The following is a 16573-nucleotide window of genomic DNA, read 5'->3' as shown; positions in this document are numbered from 1 at the left end:
TTAGAGCTTTTCTACATCAATGCTGTTGATGGTGACGTCCTCGACCGGGCGGTCGCCCATTCCGGTGCGGACACCCTCGATGGCGTCGACAACCTTCTTCGATTCCTCGTCCGCCACCTCGCCGAAGATGCTGTGCTTGCCCTGCAGCCAGCCGGTGGGGATGGTGGTGATGAAGAACTGCGAGCCGTTGGTGCCGCGGCCCATCTGGATGCCGGCGTTCGCCATGGCCAGCTTGTAGGGTTCGTTGAACGTCAGTTCCGGGTGGATTTCGTCATCGAACTTGTAGCCGGGTCCACCGACGCCGCGGCCCAGGGGATCGCCGGCCTGGATCATGAAGTCTTTGATGATGCGGTGGAAGATGGTGCCGTCATACAGGGGCGTGCCGGTCTTGTCCTCGCCGGACTCCGGGTGGGTCCAGGCCTTCTCGCCCGTGGCCAGTCCGGTGAAATTCTCGACCGTCTTGGGAGCGTGGTTGCCGAAGAGGTTGACGACAATGTCGCCCATGCTCGTGTGGATGGTTGCTTTTGCGGTTGCGATGGCAGTCATAGGCCCTATTCTTCCACGACGGGCCCCGGTGCACAGGGCCGGTCCGCCAGTTCCGCGCTGGGTGAAATCCGCCCAAAATAGGCCCGGAAGAATAGCCGGTGAGGTCTGGGACACGTAGGCTAACTCCAGAACCGTCACATTAATCGGGAGGTAGTTGTGAAGAAAACGGATCGTATTGCCCGTGAGCTGGAGCAATCAGTCAGCACCGGAGTAGAGAACGCCAAGGATTGGGCAACCCCCCGGGTGGAAGCAGCAGTCAGCTGGGCTGTTCCGCGTCTGCAGCAGGGCCTGGATACCGCTTCTCCCAAGATCCAGGAGGGGCTCAAGTCTGCAGCCTACAACCTCGCCGACGGCGTGGCGACGGTAACCCCGCGCCTCCAGGACGGGCTGGCTCATCTCGCCCCAAGAATCAACGAGGCCGTTGAGAGCGCGACCCCGCGCCTTCACGAGGCCCTGGACAAGGCCACGCCGGTCATCGCCAACGCACGCGACCGCGTCGTCGTCGAATACCTGCCGAAGCTCTCGACCCAGATCGGCCAGGCTTCCGACGTCGTCCACCGGACGCTCGAAGGCGCTCCGGCCCACGTCGACGCCGTTGCGCAGAAGCTCAGTGATGCGGGGATCATCCACGCTGTCCAGGAACAGACAAAGACGGCCCGACGCCACGTCAAAGTTGCTGCGAAAAAAGCCGGAAAGGCCGTCAATATCGAGGTGGCCAAGCAGCAGAAGCCCAAGCACCGCGGGTGGCTGATCTTCGGCATCATCGCCGCGGCCGCTGCCGCCGCGGCCGCCGCCTGGAAGGCCTCCAAGCCGGTCGAGGATCCCTGGAAAACGCCGTCTCCGGTGACGCCCGCCCCCGTGCCGGCCACCACTGTCAGCGACGTCAAGGATTCCGTGCAGGAAGCTGCCGGCCAGGCCGGCGCGGCCACGGTTGCCGCCGCGGACGCCGCAGCTGATGCCTCGGCTGACGTGGCCGAGTCCGCCGAGGATGCCACTGACAAGGCCAAGCATGCAGCAACGGACGCTGCCGAAGACATCAAGGACGCGTCCGCCAAGGTTGCCACCGATGCAAAGACCGCAGTCAGGAACATCGCTGCGAGCCGCAACAACGGGTCGGCCAAGAACACCGGCGCCTAAGCAGTCTGACCTGGCTTCAGACAGCCATTGAGGGAGGGATTCCGCCGCAGGCGGGATTCCTCCCTTTTTGTGCGCGAGCTTGTGTGCGATGTTTACCAGTTCGTAGCCGGGGCGGTGCCCGGCACCGGGCGGAAAAAACCCCGATGATGCTAAATTTGGGGGGATGTCACCCGAAAAGTCCTCTCAGGATGCCTTACACGATGCTGTGCAGATGCCGGCCGTGTCTATTGTCATCCCGGCGTACAACGAGGAAAGTGTCATCCGGCAGTGCCTCATTGCTGCCGTTTACCAGTCTGTTCCTGCCCACGAGATCATCGTCGTCGACAACATGTCGAAGGACCGCACGGCAGACATCGTCCGGCAGATGCAGCTGGAATATCCGGAGAGCCCCATCATCCTGCTCAGCCAGGATCTGGACCAGGGCCTGATCCCCACCCGCAACTTCGGCCTCGACCATGCCACCGGCGACATCCTGGGCCGGATCGACGCGGACTCCGTGCTGGAGCCCGACTGGGTCGAACAGGTGCAGAAGGCATTCCGGGACAAATCCGTCCACGCGGCGACCGGCCCGGTGGTCTATTACGACATGCCCATGCGGCGTTTTGGCCTGAAGGCCGACGACAAGATGCGCCAGCTGATGCTCAGGCTTGCCAAGCACCAGTACCACTTCCTCTTTGGGTCCAATATGGCACTCCGCCGCTCCGCCTGGGAGATCATCCGCGCCGAAACGTGCCGGGACGAGAAGGATGAGATGCATGAGGACATCGATTTGTCCCTGCACCTGGCGGAGAATGAGCTCCGCATCCAGTACTGGCCGCAGATGGTATCCGGCATGTCCGCACGCCGGCTGGAAGACTCCCCCCGCGACTACCGCTATTACGTGACGCGCTTCGACCGCACGTACAAGGCGCACAACGTCAAGAAGATGGCGCTCAAGGCCCCCATGGTGGTCTTTTTCTCGGTGTACTTCCCGGCGAAGCTGCTGCGCGCGATCCACACGGTCAATACGGCCCAGCCTGCCCGCCGCGGCGGCCAGTAGCGCAAGGCGCGGCCTTCGTCAGTCAGTCGGTCAGTCAGTCCCCAGCTCCGCCAGGGGGGCAGTACCGCGCCGTACGGAGCGGGAACCCCGCTGTCCCACGACGACGACGGCGAGCCCCACCAGGATCATAGCCAGCCCGGCGTAAGTTCCGGCGGGCAGTGTCTCGGACAGGAACGCTGCCGCCAGCAGGGCGGCACCGGGAATCTCCAGCAGGATGATCATGGACACCAGCAGCGGACTCATCGTGGCCAGCAGGTGGTTGAAGGCTGTATGCCCGACCAGCTGGGCGCAAACCGTAATCGCCAGGATGCCAAACCAGCCGGCGGCCTCGAAGCCCGCAAGCGGCTGTTGTGAGAACAGCGCCAGGACGGCGACCACGGCCGCGCACATCCCATAGCAGAGGGTCGTGTAAACGCCGGTGCCCATGGTCTGCCGGGCCTTGCCACCGGCCATGGTGTAGATACCCGCCAGGGCGCCGCCCGCCAGCGCCAGGAGGTCACCCAGCAGCGCCTCCGAAGAGGTGCCCATGTCGAACCCGGTAATCGCGACGACGCCGCCGAAGGCAATGCCCAGCCCGACCAGGACCGGCCAGCGGTGCCTGACGCCCCGGAAAAGCTGGAAGATCGCGATCCAGCCGGACTGCAGGCAGACGAGGGCAGTCGCTGCGGCGACGGAGGTCAGCTGCAGCGAGGTGATGAAGCAGGCGAAGTGCAGCGCCAGGGCCACGGCAGCCGCGAGCGACCAGCGGAACTCCTTGCCGGTGACGCGGCCGAACTGGCGGGGATCCCGGACCAGCACCGGTCCGGCCATGACGACCGATCCGATCGCGTTGCGCCAAAAGGCGATTGCCAGCGCACTGACCGACGTGGCCCCCAGGGTAGCGGCTATGAGCGGCCCGGAGGAGGCCACACCAAGGACGCCCAGGGCGGCAAGGAAGAAGTTCACGGTCCAACAGTAGTGGGGCCCTGAGGTGCTCAGCGGACGCAAGGGTTCTTGACGGTGAAATATGGCGGTGCCAGTCTTAAATCCGGTCTCATCACCATCCGCAAAGGAGATCATCATGGCTTCAACCATCCGCAAGAGCCTGGACGATCCGGAGGAAACCCGCCCCGTCAAAGACGGGATGGGCCAGGTGGAGATTGTGAACATGGACGCCGACGCCGTGGCACGGGTGACGTTCCTGCCGGGCTGGAAGTGGTCCTTGCACGTCAAGCCGATCGCGCAGACAGACAGTTGCAAGGTTGCCCACAAGGGGTACACCATCTCGGGCCGCCTCAAGGTCGTGATGGACGACGGCGAGGAGAACGAGTTCGGCCCGGGTGATTTCGGGGTCATCCCGCCAGGGCACGACGCGTGGGTCGTCGGTGACGAACCGTACGTTTTCATCGATTGGCAGGGCATGAGCGATTACGCCAAGCCCAAGGAATGAGGACACCTGCCCGCACAATCCAGGCCTGATATGCAAAAAGCCCCGGACCGCATCGTGCGGTCCGGGGCCTTTCCTATGGTGGAGGCACGGGGACTCGAACCCCGAACCCCCTGCTTGCAAAGCAGGTGCGCTACCAATTGCGCCATGCCCCCATAAGAAGCAACCCGACAATCATACCCTAGTTCAGCGAGCTCTTTTCCAACTCCCGATCCAGGTAATCCGGGCTAATCAACCGTATCGGTTGATTCGCTCCAGACTGTTTTCCGGGCTTCGGATTCCTGCACTTTCTTGTAGAGCAGGACGCCTGCGATCGTAGCTGCAACAACGAGCAACTTCTTCACATGCACCCCGTTCCGGTTCTGCGATAAATCAATATCAACCGAACCTCCACTTGAATCAGTACAGATTCCGTGGGCGTACCAGGACTTGAACCTGGGACCTCTTCGTTATCAGCGAAGCGCTCTAACCGCCTGAGCTATACGCCCCGATGCCTCATCGGGCCGAGATACGACTTTACAGCACATCCCGGCCCGATCTCAAATCGAGGCATTTCCCCGGAGAAAATCAGGGAAAACTATGGGTTCTAGTCGTCCGTCAGGGTGACGCCGATGCCGCCCACGAGGGTGGCCGAGATGTTGTACAGCACCGCCGAGAGCATCGACAGCGCCGTCAGCAGAACAACGTTGATGACGGCGATGATGGTGGCAAAGGATGCCACCTGCCCCAGCGAGGCGACCTTCTTCAATTCGAAGCCGCCACCCTCGGAGCCGGCCAGCGTCCCGAGGAGGCCATCAACCTGATCGAAGATTCCGGTCAGGTCCAGGACAGTCCACAGCACGATTGCGGCCACGACGGTCACGATGCCGAGGGCCACGGAGAGCAGGAAGGCCATCTTCAGCACGGACCAGGGGTCGACCTTGCTCACCAGCAGGCGGGCGCGGCGGACCTTGGCTTTGGGTGCGGGCTTGATCAGTCCTGCGGTGTTCTGGCCCGGACGGTTCTGGTCCGGACGTTGTCCTGGGGTAGACGGGCGCTGACCCGGAACAGCCGGGCGCCCCTGTGCGGGACGCTGCCCCGGCACCTGGGGCCGTTGGGCCGAACCGTTGGCGCCGCCGGCTACTCCGGGGCGCTGTTCGGGGCGGGACGGGGCGCTGACCCGCGGGGCGGAGGCAGGCTGCCGCACCCCGCCGGGAACGCCGCTGTTCGGCTTGGGATATGAGTCGGAATTACTCACGCGTTACCTCCGGTGTTGTCTTCGTCCAGCTCGGCATTGCCTGATGACTCATCTGACTCCGGGGCCGGTGCTGATTCTTCCGCTGCGGACCCCTTGAGGGATCCGTTATCTTCAGCCAACGTTACGTCATCCGCCGCCGATGGCTGGCTTTCGGCGCCATCGACTGCATCTTCGCTTTCGGCAACGTCGTCGGTTTCCAGGCCCCGTTCGCTGTTGCGCGCCACTTCGATGATGCGGTCGTTCTTGTCCGGTTTGGCGAAGATGACACCCATGGTGTCGCGGCCCTTGGCCGGCACTCCGGCCACGGAGGAACGGACCACCTTGCCGCCTTCCATGACCACCAGGACTTCGTCTTCTGCCTGGACGATCAGCGCGCCCACGAGGTGCCCGCGCTCCTCCTGGTACTTGCCGACCTTGATGCCGAGGCCGCCACGGCCCTGGAGGCGGTATTCCTCGACGGCGGTGCGCTTGGCATAGCCGCCTTCGGTGACCACGAACACGAAGGATCCGTCCGTGACGACGTCGGCCGCCAGCAGTTCGTCGTCCTCACGGAACTTCATTCCCGTGACGCCGGAAGTGGCCCTGCCCATCGGGCGCAGCGCCTCGTCGGTGGCGGTGAAGCGGATCGACTGGCCCATGCGGGAGACGAGCATCAGGTCGTCCGTCTCGGAGACAAGCTGGGCGGAGACCAGCTCATCGCCGTCGCGCAGGTTGATCGCGATGACTCCCGCGGAGCGGTTGGTGTCGTAGTCCTCCAGACGGGTCTTCTTGACCAGGCCGCGCTTGGTGGCCAGAACCAGATACGGCGACTGCTGGTAGTCCCGCAGATCGAGCACCTGTGCGATGTGCTCGTCCGGCTGGAATGCGAGCAGGTTTGCCACGTGCTGGCCCTTGGCGTCGCGTCCGGCTTCCACGAGCTCGTACGCCTTGGCACGGTAGACCCTGCCCAGGTTGGTGAAGAACAGCAGCCAGTGGTGGGTGGTGGTGACAAAGAAGTGTTCGACGACGTCGTCGCCGCGCAGCTGTGCGCCCTTGATGCCCTTGCCGCCGCGCTGCTGCGAGCGGTAGTTGTCGCTGCGGGTGCGCTTGACGTAGCCGCCGCGGGTGATCGTGACGACCATTTCCTCTTCGGGGATCAAATCCTCTATCGACATGTCGCCGTCGAAGCCCAAAAGAACCTTGGTGCGGCGGTCATCGCCGTGCTTGGCGACGATCTCGCCGAGCTCGGTGCTGATGATCTCGCGCTGACGCTCCTCGGAGGCCAGGATCGAGTTGTACTCGGCGATCAGGACCTCGAGTTCGGCATGCTTGTCCTGGATCTTCTGGCGCTCCAGGGCTGCGAGGCGGCGCAGCTGCATGTCCAGGATGGCCGTGGCCTGCCCCTCGTCGATGTCGAGCAGTTGCATGAGTCCGTCGCGCGCGGCCTGGGTGGTGGTGGACGCACGGATCAGGGCAATGACCTCATCGAGCGCATCCAGCGCCTTGAGAAGGGCCCGCAGGATGTGCGCTTCCTCCTCCGCCTTCCGCAGCCGGTACCGGGTGCGGCGGGCAATGACGTCCATCTGGTGTGTGACCCAGTGCCGGATAAAGGCATCGAGGCTGAGCGTGCGGGGAACGCCGTCGACGATTGCCAGCATGTTCGCGGCGAAGTTGTCCTGCAGCTGGGTGTGCTTGTAGAGGTTGTTCAGCACCACCTTGGCCACGGCGTCGCGCTTGAGCACGATCACCAGGCGCTGGCCGGTGCGGCCCGAGGTCTCGTCGCGGAGGTCGGCGATGCCCGAGATCTTGCCGTCCTTGACCAGCTCGGCAATCTTGATCGCCAGGTTGTCCGGGTTGGCCTGGTAGGGCAGTTCCGTGACCACGAGGCACGTGCGGCCCTGGAGTTCCTCCACGTTGACGACGGCGCGCATGGTGATGGAGCCGCGGCCGGTGCGGTAGGCGTCCTCGATGCCCTTGTGGCCCAGGATGGTGGCGCCGGTCGGGAAGTCGGGTCCCTTGATGCGCACGATCAGCTCTTCGAGCAGTTCCTCGCGGCTGACCGTGGGGTTGGCCAGGTACCACTGGACGCCGTCGGCCACCTCGCGGAGGTTGTGCGGCGGGATGTTGGTGGCCATGCCGACGGCGATGCCGGAGGAGCCGTTGACCAGGAGGTTCGGGAAGCGGGCCGGCAGGATGGTGGGTTCCTGGTTCTTGCCGTCGTAGTTGTCCTGGAAGTCGACGGTTTCCTCGTCGATGTCGCGGACCATCTCCATGGCGAGGGGGGCCATCTTCGTTTCGGTGTACCGCGGGGCTGCGGCGCCGTCGTTTCCGGGAGAACCGAAGTTGCCCTGGCCCAGTGCCAGCGGGTAGCGCATGGTCCAGTCCTGGATCAGGCGGACCAGGGCATCGTAGATGGCGGTGTCGCCGTGCGGGTGGTACTGGCCCATGACTTCGCCGACCACACGGGCGCACTTGTTGAAGGAGCGCTCCGGGCGGTAGCCGCCGTCGAACATCGCATACAGCACACGGCGGTGGACTGGCTTGAGACCGTCGCGGACATCCGGAAGGGCACGGCCCACGATGACGGCCATGGCGTAGTCGAGGTAGGAGCGCTGCATTTCCGTCTGCAGGTCAACCTGTTCGACGCGGTCGGTCAGCACGTCCGTGTCCAGGATGGTGCCCTCAATTACGGGCTCGCCGTCGGCCGGTCCGGCCGGAACTTCTGGTGTTTCGTCACTCATAGTCTATATTTTCCGTTTCAGGTATATATCAGTCCGGGAATACTAAAAGCCGCTGTGGCCGCTAGATATCCAGGAACCGAACGTCCTTGGCGTTCTGCTGAATGAAGTTTCGGCGCGATTCAACGTCCTCGCCCATCAGGGTGGAGAAGGTCTGGTCCGCGGCCAGAGCGTCGTCCATGGTGACTTGCAGCAGGGTGCGGTGGTCCGGGTCCATGGTGGTGTCCCAGAGCTCGGTGTAGTCCATTTCGCCGAGTCCCTTGTAGCGCTGGATGCCGTTGTCCTTGGGGATGCGGCGGCCGGCGGCCTGGCCGGAGAGCAGCCGCGCATCGCGTTCCCGGTCGCTGTACACGTAGTCGTGCGGCGCGTTGGACCATTTGATCCGGTACAGCGGCGGCTGCGCGAGGTAGACGTAGCCGTTTTCGATCAGCGGGCGCATGTAGCGGAACAGCAGGGTCATCAGCAAGGTGGTGATGTGCTGGCCGTCGACGTCGGCATCGGCCATCAGGACGATCTTGTGATAGCGCAGCTTGCTCAGGTCGAAGTCCTCGCCGATCCCCGTGCCGAACGCGGTAATCATGGACTGGACTTCCGCGTTGCCCAGCGCCTTGTCCAGCCGGGCCCGCTCCACATTCAGGATCTTGCCGCGCAGCGGGAGAATGGCCTGGGTTTCGGGGTTGCGGCCGCGCTTGGCGGAACCGCCGGCGGAGTCGCCCTCCACTATGTAGACCTCGCACTTTTCCGGGTTCTTGGAGGAGCAGTCCGAGAGTTTGCCTGGCATGCCGAAGGACTCCAGCGGGCTTTTGCGGCGGGCGTTGTCGCGGGCCTTCCGCGCGGCCATGCGGGCCTGGGCAGCGGAGATAGCCTTGCGGATTACGTCGCGGGCGGGGCCCGGGTTGCGTTCGAGCCAGTCGCCAAGTCCGTCCGTGACGACCCGCTGGACAAAGCCCTTCACTTCGGAGTTGCCAAGCTTGGTCTTGGTCTGGCCCTCGAACTGCGGTTCGGCGAGTTTGACCGAGATGACGGCCGTCAGGCCTTCGCGGATGTCGTCGCCGGTGAGGTTGTCGTCCTTTTCCTTGATGATGCTCTTCTCCCGCGCATAGCGGTTGATGAGCGAGGTCATCGCGGCGCGGAAGCCCTCTTCGTGGGTACCACCCTCGTGGGTGTTGATCGTGTTGGCATACGTGTGGACGCTCTCGGAGTAAGCGTTGGTCCACTGCATCGCCATTTCCAGGGCAATGTGCCGTTCCGTGTCCTCGGTTTCGAAGGCGATGACGTCCTCGTGGACCACATCAACCTTCTTGCCGGAGTTCAGGTGCTGCACGTAGTCCAGCAGCCCGTTGTCGTACTGGTAAACCACGGTGTGGAACTCTGCGGGAACTTCACCCTCGGTCGGGACGACGTCGAGGTCCAGGTCCCCGTCCTCGGACGGTTCTTCCGCGGCCCGCCTTTCATCGGTGAGCGTGATGCGCAGTCCCTTGTTCAGGAAGGCCATCTGCTGGAAGCGGGCGCGGAGCGTTTCGAAATCGAAATCCGTGACTTCGAAGATTCCGGCATCGGGGTAGAACGTCTGGGTGGTGCCGGTTTCGTCAGTCTCCTCACCCTTGACGAGGCCTCCCTGCGGCTTGCCGCCGTCGGCGAAGGACATCCGCCAGACGTGGCCCTGCCGGCGGACCTCGGTGTCGACCCGGCTTGAGAGCGCGTTGACCACGGAGATACCCACACCGTGCAGGCCGCCGGACACGGCATAGCCGCCGCCGCCGAATTTGCCGCCCGCGTGCAGGATGGTCATCACGACCTCCACGGTGGGCTTGTGCTCCGTCGGGTGCATGTCAACCGGGATGCCGCGGCCGTTGTCGACCACCTTGACTCCGCCGTCGGCCTGCAAAACGATTTCGATGTGGGTGCAGTACCCGGCCAGGGCTTCATCGACCGAGTTGTCCACCACCTCGTAGACCAGGTGGTGCAAACCGCGCGGTCCCGTGGAGCCGATGTACATGCCGGGACGTTTCCGGACAGCTTCCAGCCCTTCGAGCACCGTGATGTCGCTGGCGCCGTAGCCGTGGGGAGTTGCGGCTTCCGGCGGGGTGTCCGCCGCTCCAGCCACTACTGGTTCCACTGCCGGGATCTCTGCATTGTCGTTAGCCACAGGCGCTTTCGACTCCTCTTTTTCGTTAAAGTCCGGCCGTTGCCCCTTCCCGGAGGAAACAGCTACTGCCAACGGGCACGTCACTGATGGCACCGGTCATGCTGCTGGCTCGAGGATCCGTCTACCGCACGCGGATATTGCGTCGGAAACGGACTCAGTCAACGTTTCACCGGCGCCCAGTTATCTTCCACGATTCTACCGTGTTATAGGGGCGAATCCCGCATTCTAGAGGCCTAAACGGGAAGGAAAGTGCCGCTGGGAGGCCAGAGACTCCACCTGCAAGGCCCCAGGAGTACCGTGCTGGGGTTCCTATACGACTCCCGGGCGTCTGAGCGCCCTACACGCCGTTTGCGGATTTTTCAATAGTTTTGCAAGGAGTGCTTCAGATCCGGTGCCTTCGGGGCTGCCGGAGGGACAGGGAGTTATCCGTAAGTATCCCTGGGTCCACGCCCGTTGACGGTCCGGCCACCCTTGCGCCAGCTGGGCGCCGCAGGCCCGAGGACCTGGATCTTGGTCACGACACCGTCGCCGAGTTCGGTGCGGAATTTCTCCAGCAGGCTGATGCTGAGCAGGCGGAGCTGAGTGGCCCAGGCGGTGGAATCACAGCGGACGTGGAGGGTGGTGTCCGTAAAACTTTCCGGCGTGCAGTGTGCGGAGATCTCCGGTCCAACAAGTGTTGCCCACTCGGCCATCACCGAGCCGACTGCCACAGGAGAGCTCCAGCCGCGCTCGGCTACGAGGCGGCCAACCACCTTACCGAGACCCATCGGGTCACGGCCGGTGCCGTGGAATTGTCCGAAACCGCGCGTGCTGCCGGTACTCCGGCCAGGCTTCTGCGGGGTTGCGCCGGGGCGCGGCGGGGCCTTGCGCCGGATTTCGCCTCGGGCCGCTGCCGCTTCGCGCATTCTGTTCAGCGCCGACTGGGCAGCATCGATGTCATCGGGATCGCGGCCCGGTTGCAGGCCGCCGTCGGTATCCTTATTCATCGATCTTCCCGCTCATCGATTCCTCGTCGATCCCTCCGGGGATGACTTTCACCCGCCGGCCGGCCAGCTCCACCGGAATATCATCCTCGACGGCGGCAGTCACGAGCACCTGCTCGGCGCCGGATACTATTGCCGCCAGTTTACGCCGCCGCTGGACGTCAAGCTCGGCAAAGACGTCGTCCAGGATCAGGATGGGGGCGGACCCTCCCGTGCGGGCATCATCGAGCATCACGTAGTACGAGGCCAGGCGCAGCGACAAACACATGGACCAGGTTTCACCGTGCGAGGCGTAGCCTTTCGCGGGCGCCGTGCCGAGGATGAGCTCCAGTTCGTCGCGGTGTGGGCCAACGAGGGAAATTCCGCGTTCCAGTTCCTTGCGGCGCGACAATGCGAAGGCCTGGACGTAGCGCTCCGTGAGTTCATCAACGGAGAGCCCACGCAGGTCCTCGGCCGGCCCGTCGGCCTGAGCTGATGCGGGAGCAGAAGCGGAAGCCGGCGCGGCGCCGTCGTCCTCCAACGCCCCCTGCAGCGTGGACCTGTAGATGGCGCCCGCTTCCTTAGACCCGTCAGTGAGCTGCGCGTACGCGCTGTTGAGGTGCGGGCGGAGCCGTTCCACCAGTTCGAGCCGTGCATGCAGCAGCTCGGCCCCGGCCCGCGCCATGTGCTGGTCCCAGACGTCCAGGGTGGCCTCGTGCCCGCTCGTGAATTTGCCGGCGCGCGCGGATTTCAGCAGCGCATTGCGCTGTTTGAGCACCCGGTCGTAGTCGCTGCGGGTGGCAGCATGCCGCGGGATGAGGCTGACCAGGAGCTCGTCGAGGAAACGTCGCCGGCTGGACGGATCGCCCTTGACCAGGGCGAGGTCCTCGGGGGCGAACAGTACGGTCTGGCAGATGCCAAGGATGTCCCTCGCGCGGACCGGATTACTGCGGTTGATCCGGGCGCGGTTGGCGCGCGAGCTGTTGATCTCGAGTTCGAGCACCGTGGGCTGCCCGCCGCGGACCAGTTTGGCGCGGACCAGGGCACGTTCGGTGCCGAAGCGCAGCAGCGGGGCATCGGAGCTGACCCGGTGGGAGCTCAGTGTGGCCAGGTAGCCAATGGCTTCCATCAGGTTGGTCTTGCCGATGCCGTTTGAACCTACCAGCACGGTGACGCCAGGCTCGAAACTCAGTTCCACCTGGGCATAACTGCGGAAATCTGTGAGCGAAAGTTGTTCTAGGTACACGCCGGGTTCAGGATTTCAGGGCAGGACTATTTGGCCGGCCGGGTCGCATGCCCGCCGAACTGGTGGCGCAGCGCGGAGACCATCTTCATCGCCGGGGAGTTGTCCTCGCGGGAGGAGAAGCGGGCAAAAAGTGCCGCCGTGATGGCCGGGGCGGGCACGGCGTTGGCGATGGCCTCTTCGACGGTCCAGCGGCCCTCGCCGGAGTCCTCGACGTAGTCGTCGATCGACTCCAGTCCCGGATCCTCGTCCAGGGCCTTGACCATAAGGTCCAGGAGCCAGGACCGGACGACGGTCCCCTTCTGCCAGGCGCGGAAGGTGCCGGGGAGATCGGTGACGATGTCCTTGGCGGCCAGGAGTTCATAGCCTTCGGCATAGGCCTGCATGAGTCCGTACTCGATGCCGTTGTGGACCATCTTGGCGTAGTGCCCCGCACCGATCCCGCCGACGTGGACGAAGCTGTCCGCGCGGTCGCCCTCGGGACGGAGCGCGTCGAAGACGGGCATGGCGCGTTCAATGTCGGCGGCATCCCCGCCGGCCATCAGGCCATAGCCGTTCTGCAGGCCCCAGACCCCGCCGGAAACACCACAGTCAGCGAAACGGATGTCCTTTTCAGCCAAGGCGGCGCCGTGTTTCTGGTCCTCGGTGAAGCGGGAGTTGCCGCCGTCAATCACGAGGTCGCCGGCGTCGAGCTTGGTGCCGAGTTCGGTGATAACCGCGTCGGTGATGTCGCCGGAGGGGACCATCACCCAGATCAGACGCGGCGCCGGCACGGCGGCGATCAGCTCGTCCACGCTCGCGACGTCGGTGATGTCCGGGTTGCGGTCAAACCCGGTGACTTCGACTCCACCCTTGCGCAGCCGTTCGCGCATGTTGAAACCCATTTTTCCAAGGCCGATCAGTCCGATGTGCACGGTATGAACTCTTTTCTGCGCTGGGTGTCGGGTGTCGGTTTTGGGCCCAGAACGACAACAACTGCCTGGGCCCACGCCGCCAGGGTTCCCTGGCCGAGCTTGCGAGGCGAGGGTGGCGGTGGGGACTAGTTGGGCAGCCGGACCGGCATGACCAGGTAGCGGTAGTCGCCCTGGTCCTCGCCGTCGGCGTCGTTCTGTGCCGTGATCATGGCCGGTTTCGGCGCACTGGTGAACGAGAACCGCACGAACTTCGTCTCGATGACGCTGAGGCCCTCGATCAGGTAGTGCGGATTGAAGGCGACGGTGATGTCCTCGCCGGTGAGCTGCGCCTCGAGCTCTTCCGAGGCCTGGGCATCTTCGCCGGTGCCGGCGTCGAGGTGCAGCTGGCCCTGGGTGAAAGCGAGCCGGACCGGGGTGTTGCGTTCGGCCACAAGCGAGACGCGGCGTACTGCCTCGACGAGTTCCGAGGTCTGCACGGTCGCGTGGATCGGCGTGGACTCGGGGAAAAGCGAGCGGATCTTGGGGTACTCGCCGTCGACCAGGAGCGATGTCGTGGTGCGGCCGCCGCTTTCGAAGCCGATGAGACGGCTGTCGTCGTCGGCGAGGGCAAGGTTGATGTCCCCGCTGCCGCCCAGGGTCTTGGCAACCTCGTTGAGCGTTTTGGCTTTGACCAGTGCGCTGGTGGAGATGCCGGGGGTGACCGGCTTCCAGGGGACTTCGCGCATCGCCAGACGGTAGCGGTCGGTGGCCAGCAGGGTGATGAGGTCGTCCTCGATTTCCATCCGCACGCCGGTGAGGATGGGCAGGGTGTCGTCCTTGCTCGCCGCGATGATCACCTGGGAGACCGCCTGGGCGAAGGAATCGCCCTGGACAGTGCCACTGATGGGGGGCAGGGCGGGCAGCGGCGGGTATTCGGCTTCCGGCATGGTGGCCAGGTGGAAGCTGCTTCGACGGCAGGTGAGGGTGACTTTGTTGCCGTCGGTCTCGATGTCGACCGGTGCGGAGGGCAGACTGCGGCAGATGTCAGCCAGCAGGCGTCCTGAGACCAGGATCGTGCCTTCGGTGGTGATGTCAGCAGGGATTTCGAGCCTGGCGGAGGTCTCGTAGTCGAAGCTCGAGAGGCTGACGGTACCGGCTTCAGCCTTGAGGAGCAGGCCGGAAAGTACTGGTACTGGCGGCCGCGGAGACAACGACCGGGCGGTCCAGGTCACGGCTTCTGCCAGGACGTCCCGTTCGACTCTGAACTTCACGGAAGGGTGCCGCCTTTCATTGCTGCTGTCATCGCTGGTAGCCGGGCCACGGGCCCGGCAGGAAATTACAAAAGTGTCCAGGACGGACACACTGCAGACAGCTTAGCCGCAAGAAGTGTGATTCTCCCATCCCCGGGTTACATCCGTGTGGTTCGGCCGGCCCCGCCGGTGGCCGCTTTCCGGCCGGGGCCGGGACGGTCCTGGGCTGTGTGCGGGGGGCGGAGGGAAGTTGTTATTTGAGGGAATTTCATTTTCTAGGGATTAGTAGTGTTAATAACTGCTGTGGATACTGTGGATAACCCTGTTTGGCGGTGCGATTCCGGGGTTAAGCCCTGTTCATGGACTGTGGGTGGAGCAGGTTTTAAACAGGGTGTGGATGGGGATAACATTTTTGGCCGTTCCGCTGATCCACAGACGCCTTAAGGGTTTTAAGCCCATTAACCGCGGTTGTCCCCTTAACTATCCACAGGCTTGTCCACAGGTGCCTGTTAATAAGGTAAGAGAGCGCGGCCGGTCACGTCAGGAATCAGCTCAGGAGTTGCGCTGCTGCTGCTTGATCCGGTTGGTCAGCTCGGTCACCTGGTTGTAGATCACGCGGCGTTCGGCCATCAGCTCACGGATCTTGCGGTCGGCGTGGATGACAGTGGTGTGGTCGCGGCCGCCGAGCTCCTGCCCGATCTTGGGGAGGGACATGTCCGTGAGCTCGCGGCAGAGGTACATGGCGATCTGCCGGGCAGTCACCAGGGTCCTGGTCCGGGACTTGCTGCAGAGCTCTTCCATGCTGAGCTTGAAGTAGTCGGCAGTCTGGGTGAGGATCTGCGCGGACGTGATCTCCTGGGCACCGTCATCGGTGATGAGGTCCTTGAGCACCATCTCGGCCAGGGCAACGTCGACCGGCTGGCGGTTGAGGCTGGCGAAGGCCGTCACACGGATCAGTGCACCCTCGAGTTCCCGGATGTTGCTGGAGATCTTCGACGCGATGTATTCCAGTGCATCGTCGGGGGCGGACAGACCCTCGCTGAGGGCCTTCTTCCGGAGGATCGCGATCCGGGTCTCGAGTTCCGGCGGCTGGATATCGGTCAGCAGGCCCCACTCGAACCGCGACTTCATCCGGTCCTCGAAGCCGGCGAGCAGCTTGGGCGGCTGATCGGAGGTGATGACCACCTGCTTGTTGTTGTTGTGCAGAGCGTTGAAGGTGTGGAAGAACTCCTCCAGCGTCCGGTCCTTGCCGGCCAGGAACTGGATGTCATCGATCAGCAGGACGTCGACGTTGCGGTACGTCGTCTTGAAGCTGGTGCCTTCATCGTCGCGGATGGAGTTGATGAAGTCGTTGGTGAATTCCTCGGAGTTCACGTAGCGGACCCGGATCCCGCTGTAGAGCCGGCGGGCGTAGTGGCCGATCGCGTGCAGCAGGTGGGTCTTGCCCAGTCCCGAGTCGCCGTAGATGAACAGCGGGTTGTAGGCCTTGGCCGGCGCCTCGGCCACAGCGACGGCGGCGGCGTGGGCGAAGCGGTTGGACGAGCCGATCACGAACGTGTCGAAGACATACTTCGGGTTCAGGCGGCCAAATTCGTGGGACGTGCTCGGCAGCATCGGCTGCGGCTTCAGCTCCACCGAGGGATCGGCCACCAGGGACAGCTCGACGGCGGGTTCCGGCTCCGTGTGGAGTGGCACCAGATCGGTGTCGACGTCGATCGCGCAGCGGATTTCGTCGGAGAAGACGTTCCGGAGGGCGTCGTCGAGAGCTTCCTTCACCTGCGTCTGCAGTACTTCGCGGGTGAGCTCATTCGGCACGGCCACCAGAAGGGTGGAACCGATCAGGCCCTGGGCCTGGGCGAGGATGACGAAGCCACGCTGCCGGGGTGATACACGGTGGTCGTTTTCCAGCAGGCTCACAACCCGCCGCCAGGAACTTCCGACAGTGTTGGCTTGGTTGGCTTCGTCTACTGTCAT

General features: G+C 64.0%; 14 protein-coding genes and 2 tRNA genes. 3 read left to right on the top strand and 13 right to left on the bottom strand.

Going from position 1 to position 16573, the window contains the following annotated elements; all coding sequences use genetic code 11:
- Window positions 1-546, bottom strand: a complete 546-nt coding sequence (locus LDO13_RS00080; RefSeq protein ID WP_224048072.1) for a peptidylprolyl isomerase — start codon at window positions 544-546, stop codon at window positions 1-3.
- Between the two features lie 156 nt (window positions 547-702).
- Between LDO13_RS00080 and LDO13_RS00075 the strand changes: the two genes are divergently transcribed.
- Together LDO13_RS00075 and LDO13_RS00070 are read left to right on the top strand one after the other, a co-directional pair.
- Window positions 703-1683 carry a hypothetical protein gene (locus LDO13_RS00075; RefSeq protein ID WP_224048071.1) on the top strand — a complete coding sequence of 327 codons (981 nt, stop codon included), beginning with the start codon at window positions 703-705 and terminating at the stop codon, window positions 1681-1683.
- 163 nt (window positions 1684-1846) lie between these two features.
- A complete protein-coding gene (locus tag LDO13_RS00070; RefSeq protein WP_224048070.1) occupies window positions 1847-2722 on the top strand; it encodes a glycosyltransferase family 2 protein in 876 nt (291 codons plus the stop codon).
- A 30-nt stretch (window positions 2723-2752) separates the two neighbouring features.
- Here the strand turns inward: LDO13_RS00070 and LDO13_RS00065 are convergent, their stop codons facing one another.
- Window positions 2753-3667, bottom strand: coding sequence for a DMT family transporter (locus tag LDO13_RS00065; protein ID WP_224048069.1), 915 nt, complete (start codon window positions 3665-3667; stop codon window positions 2753-2755).
- Window positions 3668-3782: 115 nt separating this feature from the next.
- Between LDO13_RS00065 and LDO13_RS00060 the strand changes: the two genes are divergently transcribed.
- Window positions 3783-4151: a cupin domain-containing protein gene (locus LDO13_RS00060; protein WP_224048068.1), complete on the top strand. Its 369-nt coding sequence runs from the start codon at window positions 3783-3785 to the stop codon at window positions 4149-4151.
- A gap of 76 nt (window positions 4152-4227) precedes the next feature.
- Here LDO13_RS00060 and LDO13_RS00055 read toward each other — a convergent pair.
- The 11 genes from LDO13_RS00055 to dnaA all read right to left on the bottom strand — a co-directional run bounded on the left by LDO13_RS00055 (window position 4228) and on the right by dnaA (window position 16573).
- Window positions 4228-4303: transfer RNA gene (locus LDO13_RS00055), tRNA-Ala, on the bottom strand.
- 72 nt (window positions 4304-4375) lie between these two features.
- Window positions 4376-4492 carry a DLW-39 family protein gene (locus tag LDO13_RS00050; RefSeq protein ID WP_224048067.1) on the bottom strand — a complete coding sequence of 39 codons (117 nt, stop codon included), beginning with the start codon at window positions 4490-4492 and terminating at the stop codon, window positions 4376-4378.
- A gap of 70 nt (window positions 4493-4562) precedes the next feature.
- Window positions 4563-4636: transfer RNA gene (locus LDO13_RS00045), tRNA-Ile, on the bottom strand.
- 98 nt (window positions 4637-4734) lie between these two features.
- Window positions 4735-5385 (bottom strand): DUF3566 domain-containing protein, encoded by a 651-nt coding sequence (locus tag LDO13_RS00040; RefSeq protein WP_224048066.1) that lies wholly within the window; start codon window positions 5383-5385, stop codon window positions 4735-4737.
- Complete coding sequence (gyrA, locus tag LDO13_RS00035) at window positions 5382-8105, bottom strand: DNA gyrase subunit A (RefSeq protein WP_224048065.1); 2724 nt, start codon at window positions 8103-8105, stop codon at window positions 5382-5384. Before gyrA ends, LDO13_RS00040 begins: the two co-directional genes overlap by 4 nt.
- A 61-nt stretch (window positions 8106-8166) precedes the next feature.
- The gene (gene gyrB / locus LDO13_RS00030; protein WP_275960064.1) at window positions 8167-10251 is read right to left on the bottom strand and encodes a DNA topoisomerase (ATP-hydrolyzing) subunit B; all 2085 of its coding nucleotides are present in this window, start codon (window positions 10249-10251) and stop codon (window positions 8167-8169) included.
- 422 nt (window positions 10252-10673) lie between these two features.
- Window positions 10674-11237: a DciA family protein gene (locus tag LDO13_RS00025; protein WP_224048064.1), complete on the bottom strand. Its 564-nt coding sequence runs from the start codon at window positions 11235-11237 to the stop codon at window positions 10674-10676.
- Window positions 11230-12459, bottom strand: coding sequence for a DNA replication/repair protein RecF (gene recF, locus LDO13_RS00020; RefSeq protein WP_224048063.1), 1230 nt, complete (start codon window positions 12457-12459; stop codon window positions 11230-11232). The genes LDO13_RS00025 and recF overlap by 8 nt, the downstream gene beginning before the upstream one ends.
- A 26-nt stretch (window positions 12460-12485) precedes the next feature.
- Entirely contained in the window at window positions 12486-13370 is an 885-nt protein-coding gene (gnd, locus tag LDO13_RS00015; protein ID WP_224048062.1) for a phosphogluconate dehydrogenase (NAD(+)-dependent, decarboxylating), read from the bottom strand.
- A 125-nt stretch (window positions 13371-13495) separates the two neighbouring features.
- Window positions 13496-14620: a DNA polymerase III subunit beta gene (gene dnaN / locus LDO13_RS00010; protein WP_224048061.1), complete on the bottom strand. Its 1125-nt coding sequence runs from the start codon at window positions 14618-14620 to the stop codon at window positions 13496-13498.
- A gap of 531 nt (window positions 14621-15151) precedes the next feature.
- Complete coding sequence (dnaA, locus tag LDO13_RS00005; RefSeq protein ID WP_056428740.1) at window positions 15152-16573, bottom strand: chromosomal replication initiator protein DnaA; 1422 nt, start codon at window positions 16571-16573, stop codon at window positions 15152-15154.

Origin of the sequence: Arthrobacter sp. NicSoilB4 (assembly GCF_019977335.1) — a bacterium.
GTDB lineage: Bacteria > Actinomycetota > Actinomycetes > Actinomycetales > Micrococcaceae > Arthrobacter.
This window is presented reverse-complemented; position numbering and strand designations above follow the sequence as displayed.

Bases quoted from the DNA above. Each gene is read 5' to 3' on its own strand.
- LDO13_RS00080 (WP_224048072.1), bottom strand. From the start codon at position 546: ATGACTGCCATCGCAACCGCAAAAGCAACCATCCACACGAGCATGGGC.
- gyrA (WP_224048065.1), bottom strand. From the start codon at position 8,105: ATGAGTGACGAAACACCAGAAGTTCCGGCCGGACCGGCCGACGGCGAG.
- dnaA (WP_056428740.1), bottom strand. From the start codon at position 16,573: ATGACAGTAGACGAAGCCAACCAAGCCAACACTGTCGGAAGTTCCTGG.
- LDO13_RS00060 (WP_224048068.1), top strand. From the start codon at position 3,783: ATGGCTTCAACCATCCGCAAGAGCCTGGACGATCCGGAGGAAACCCGC.
- LDO13_RS00070 (WP_224048070.1), top strand. From the start codon at position 1,847: ATGTCACCCGAAAAGTCCTCTCAGGATGCCTTACACGATGCTGTGCAG.
- LDO13_RS00025 (WP_224048064.1), bottom strand. From the start codon at position 11,237: ATGAATAAGGATACCGACGGCGGCCTGCAACCGGGCCGCGATCCCGAT.